Raw genomic sequence first — 5228 nt, 5'->3', positions numbered from 1 at the left:
AAATGAAGGCGGAGTTGACGGCAATTGCCGCGAAAAGCCGGTTCATGGACGATGTGCGCGGTCGTGGCTTCTTCATCGGTATTGAACTTGTTTCCGACAAGGCGACCCGCACGCCCCTCGACGCCAAACGGGTCGGTGCGATCCTCCAGCGCTGCGAGCAGCTCGGCGTACGTGTCATGGCGTGTGGCCGCTATGGATCGACCATTCGTCTTATGCCGCCCCTGGTCACCACGAAGGCGCACCTGTGGGAAGGGATTCGCATCTTCGCCGCCGCAGTGGCCGAGGTGGAAGCGACGTCCCTTCACTGAGGGACCGCAGTGTCAAGAGAAGCGCAAGTCTGCCGGGTGTAGCGAGGGAAATGTGAGCGAATTTACGTGCAATCAGGAAATCGTGACGCTCGCACGGCGCAATCTAACCCAGGATGTCTGGGACTATCTGACCGGCGGCGCGGAATCGGAAATGACGATGCGACGCAACCGGCACGCACTCGACAGCTATGCCTTTATTCCTCGCGTCTTGCGCGACATGTCCCAGATCGATGTGTCGACGACGGTCGTTGGCAACAAGGTCCGGATTCCCGTGCTGCTGGCGCCGATCGGTTCGCTGCAGGCGATATCTGTCGGCGGCGGTGCCAGTGCGGCACGTGCGGCCGCGGCTTTCGGAACCATCCCGATTATCAGCTCGATAACCGAGCCGTCGCTCGAAGAGATCGCCGCAGCAACGGACGGGCCCAAGATCTTCCAGCTCTACGTGCGCGGCGATTTCGATTGGGTGAAGGCGATCCTTGGCCGTGTGAAGAATGCCGGCTACACCTCGCTCGCGCTGACGGTCGATTCCGCCTACTACGGAATCCGCGAGCGCCAGCTTATGAACCGGTGGTTGCCGCCCAGTGTGAAGGCCCAGAAGGACCGTCATCTGCAGGCAGCGATCACCTGGGATCTGATGGCCCGGATTCGGGATTTCTGGGATGGCTCCTTCATACTGAAGGGGATCGCCTCGGCCGAGGATGCCGAGATGGCGGTCGAGCGCGGCGTCGACACGCTCTATGTTTCCAACCATGGCGGACGCCAGTTGGACCATTGCCTGGGTGCGCTGGACACGTTGGCCGAAATCGCTCCGCACGTGAAGGGCAGGGCGGAACTGATTGTCGACGGCGGTTTCCTGCGAGGCACCGACGTCATCAAAGCGGTTGCCCTTGGCGCCAGTGCTGTGGCGATCGGTCGTCTTCAGGGCTGGGCGCTCGCCGCGGGCGGCGAAGCGGGTCTGGTGCGCTGCCTGGAACTCATCGAGCGGGAGATCATCAACGCGCTGGGTCTCCTGGGCGTGAATGATTTTTCGCAGCTGACCGCCAGCTACGTGCGCAAGGCCGATGTCATCGGACCCACGCATGAGCTCAGCACTTTCTACCATCTCAAAGATCGTTTGGTCTGAGGAACAAGCCATGCATGATCAGCTCGCGCACCTGATTGCAGGAGAGTGGACCAAGGGCAGCGGGCGCGAGACGCTGGCAGTTGTCAATCCCGCATCAGAAGTCGAACTCGGACGCCTTCCCGTCGCAGTGATGGCCGACCTGGATCGCGCGCTGGAATCTGCGGAACTCGGATTTGTCATGTGGCGCAAGGTTTTGCCGCAGGAGCGCGCCAAGGTCGTGCGGCGCTTTGCGACGTTGATCCGTGAGAATGCAGCACTTCTCGCGCCGACGATCACAGCCRAACAGGGCAAGCCGCTTGCGGAGGCAAAGGCCGAGGTTGCCGCCACCGCTGAACTTATCGAGTGGCTGTCAGAGGAGGCGCGCCGGATTTATGGGCGAGTGGTTCCATCCCGCTACGAAGATAGCAGGATCCTTGTCACGCATGAGCCGGTGGGGCCGGTCGCAGCATTCTCGCCCTGGAATTTCCCTTGCATGATGGCGGCCCGTAAGATCGCGCATGCTGTTGCGGCGGGCTGCTCGGTCGTCTTGAAGCCGTCCGAGGAAACGCCTGGCGCGGCAGTCATCCTGGGTCGGCTGTGCCTTGAAGCCGGGATCCCGAAGGATGTTGTCAACATCGTCTTCGGCAATCCTGCCGAGATTTCCGACTATCTCATTTCCAGCCCTGTGATCAAAAAGGTCAGCCTGACGGGATCTGTCGCGGTCGGGAAACATGTGGCGCAGATGGCAGCGCGCGCGTTGAAGAAGGTGACGCTGGAACTTGGCGGCCACTCGCCGGCGATCGTCATGGCCGATGCGGATGTGGATCGCGCCGTGGAACAATGCGTGAAGGCCCGCTTCCGCAACGCCGGACAGGTTTGCACGGCACCGACACGTTTCTTCGTCCAGTCCGAAGTCATGGAGCAATTTTCGCAGCGTTTCGTTGCAGCGGCAGCCAAGATCACCGTCGGCGACGGCGCGGAAGACAGGTTCCAGATGGGGCCGGTGGCGAACCGTCGAAGATTGGAGGCCATGGAAGGTTTCGTGCAGGATGCCGTCGACCGCGGCGCGCAGGTGGTCGCCGGCGGCGGCCGCGTCGGCAATCGCGGTTTTTTCTATTCGCCCACTGTTCTGACCGGCGTCCCCGATGGCGCCGACGTGATGCAGCAGGAACCGTTCGGCCCTGTCGCACCGATCGTAGCGTTCGACGATTTGGACGAAGTCTTGAAAAGGGCAAACAGCCTTCCCTACGGTTTGGCCGCCTATGCATTCACGCGTTCTCACCGCAGCGCGGCAGTTCTGTCGGATGGGCTGAAAGCGGGAGTCGTCGCTGTGAACGGTGTGACCGTGACGGCGCCCGAAGCACCTTTCGGCGGAGTTGGCGACAGTGGCCTGGGCCGAGAAGCCGGGATTGAGGGGCTACTCGAGCACACCAACATCAAAACCATCGTCGAAACTTTCGCTTGACGGACGGCAGGGACCTCAAATGACACCCGACATTCCGCTTCCCGCTCAAGACGCCCGGATGGTCTGGGGGAGCGACGTGGCCGCCGAGATGCTCCGTCGGCTTGGGATTGAGTATGTCTGCGTCAATCCCGGATCGAGCTTTCGCGGCCTGCATGACAGTCTGATCAACTATCTTGCCAACGAGTCGCCGGCGATGCTGCTGGCGCTTCATGAAGAAAGCGTCGTCTCTATTGCGCATGGATATGCAAAGGCGGCGGGTCGCCCGATGGCCGTGGTGTTGCACAGCAATGTCGGGCTGATGAACGGCATGATGTCGATATTCAATGCCTGGTGCGATCGTGTGCCGATCATAATGCTCGGCGCGACAGGCGCGGTCGACACCGCGGTTCGTCGCAACTGGATCGACTGGCTACACACCAGCCGCGACCAGGGCGCATTGATCCGCAATTTCGTCAAATGGGACGACCAGCCGACGTCGCCTTCTGCGATCGTCGAGGCAATGTTGCGCGCCCACATGTCGGCCTGCACCGCGCCGTGCGGGCCGTCCTATGTCGCGCTGGATCGGCGCCTGCAGGAAGATGCGTTGACCGGCAACGTGGAATTTCCGGATTTCGACTTGTTCCGCACGCCCGCGCCATCCCGCGCCGCCGATGAGACGATCAGCGAGATTGCCGGTCTGCTCGTCGCCGCGCGGAAACCTGTATTGCTGGTCGGTCGCGCCTCGCGTTTGCCGGAAGATTGGGAACAAAGGGTTCGTCTCGCCGAATTGCTCGACGCCCGCGTCATCACCGACCTCAGGATGGGTGCCAGCTTTCCGACCGACCATCCGCTTCACGGCGCGCCGCCCGACCTGTTTCTGACGCCGGTCAACCGGCAGGTTCTGGCCGAAGCCGATGTCGTCCTCAGCCTGGATTGGGGCGATACCGCGGACGTCATGCGCCAGGCTGCCGTGGACGGAAAGCACCGGGCCAAATTGATCCAAGTTTCCATCGACCACCACGTCCACAATGGATGGTCTGGCGATCACCAGAGACTGGTCGGCGCCGACTTGCGCGTGGCTGTCGATCCGGACACCCTGTTGAGGCCGCTCTCGGATGCACTCGAGCGGCTGGGCATGCAGCGAACGCCCTATCCGGTGCCGAGCCCCGCTCAACGGTCCGGTCAACGACGCAGTAAGGGCACGCCGCGCCTCGAGGATATCGGCACGGCGCTGTCGGCGGCACGCGGAGAGCGCAAACTATGCCTGGCGCGCGTGCCGCTGAACTGGCCGGCCGGATCCTACGTCTTCCACGAACCGCTCGATTACCTGGGCTATGACGGCGGCGGGGGTGTCGGCTCGGGCCCGGGCATGACGATCGGGACGGCGCTGGCCCTGAAAGACACGGGCCGACTGGCAGTTGGCCTGATGGGAGACGGCGAGTTCCTGGGTTCACCGACCGCGCTTTGGACTGCGTCCCACTACAAGATCCCGGTGTTGATCGTCGTCGCCAACAACCGGAGCTACTACACCGACGAGGTGCAACAGGAATCGGTCGCAAAGCAGCGCAACCGACCCGTGGAGAACAAGTGGATCGGCCAACGCATAGACGATCCGCCCATCGATATTCCTGGCATCGCCAGGGATTTCGGCTTCTCATCTGAACCAACCGTCGCGGATGTTGCCGATCTTGGCGCTGCCATTGAGCGCGGGCTGAAAGCGGTCGAGGCCGGCTACTGCTACCTTCTCGACATCACCATCGACTCGTCAGAAGGGTCCAGCCTCGAATGGCTCAACCATCACTAGGAGGTCTCCTGCTTGAACCGGATGATCAGCCCGCAATGTCTTTGGTGAAGGAAAATTCCGCAGAACCGGACAACGCGACGTCGGTGACCGCAGTCACCGCGGGAAACGCTGGCGGCGGCCGCCCGGATGGACGCCGGCGGCGCTCTGGTATCGGAAGGATCATTTCCCGCACACTCGATCCCGCGACCCTGTTCGGGATCGCCAGCGTGCTGGTGGCCCTGGCCATTGTCGAAGGACTGGTGCGATTGGATATCGTCTCGCCAGTGATCATTGCTCGGCCGAGCGATGCCATTGCCGGGCTCTTCGTGGGGGATCTGCGCGCCGAATTGTTCCACGGCGCAGAACTGACCTTCGCTCTGGTCGGCGCTGCACTCATCCTGGAGATCTGCATTGCGGTGCCGCTAGGCTACTTTCTCTACCGCTATCGCGATTTTGGACTGGCTTACGAAGGCTGGCTGGCGGCGTTGTTCGCGGCACCGATCTTTCTTCTCTACCCACTTTTCATGGTCATCTTCGGAAGAAACGATTTCACCCTGATCTTCATGGGCTTCGCCTCGGGCGTGATTCCAA

The 5228-nt window shown here is 62.0% G+C and carries 4 protein-coding genes and 1 pseudogene; all 5 read left to right on the top strand.

Going from position 1 to position 5228, the window contains the following annotated elements; translation table 11 throughout:
* Nucleotides 1-308 (top strand): aminotransferase class III-fold pyridoxal phosphate-dependent enzyme (locus tag ACXJ7R_RS24365; RefSeq protein WP_457154063.1); only part of this gene is annotated, 308 nt, incomplete at its 5' end.
* A gap of 52 nt (nucleotides 309-360) precedes the next feature.
* Nucleotides 361-1431, top strand: a complete 1071-nt coding sequence (locus ACXJ7R_RS24360) for an alpha-hydroxy acid oxidase (protein WP_457154062.1) — start codon at nucleotides 361-363, stop codon at nucleotides 1429-1431.
* Entirely contained in the window at nucleotides 1388-2875 is a 1488-nt protein-coding gene (locus ACXJ7R_RS24355; protein WP_457154061.1) for an NAD-dependent succinate-semialdehyde dehydrogenase, read from the top strand. The genes ACXJ7R_RS24360 and ACXJ7R_RS24355 overlap by 44 nt, the downstream gene beginning before the upstream one ends.
* Before the next feature lie 19 nt (nucleotides 2876-2894).
* Complete coding sequence (locus ACXJ7R_RS24350; RefSeq protein ID WP_457154060.1) at nucleotides 2895-4658, top strand: thiamine pyrophosphate-binding protein; 1764 nt, start codon at nucleotides 2895-2897, stop codon at nucleotides 4656-4658.
* Between the two features lie 35 nt (nucleotides 4659-4693).
* A pseudogene (locus tag ACXJ7R_RS24345) lies at nucleotides 4694-5228 on the top strand (hypothetical protein); the annotation flags it as partial.

This window comes from Mesorhizobium sp. P5_C1, assembly GCF_054049815.1.
Note: the sequence above shows the minus strand (reverse complement) of the source record. Positions and strands in the feature narration are given on the sequence as shown.

What these genes read in the sequence shown, in the direction of transcription:
- ACXJ7R_RS24350 (WP_457154060.1), top strand. Translation starts at nt 2,895, where the DNA reads ATGACACCCGACATTCCGCTTCCCGCTCAAGACGCCCGGATGGTCTGG.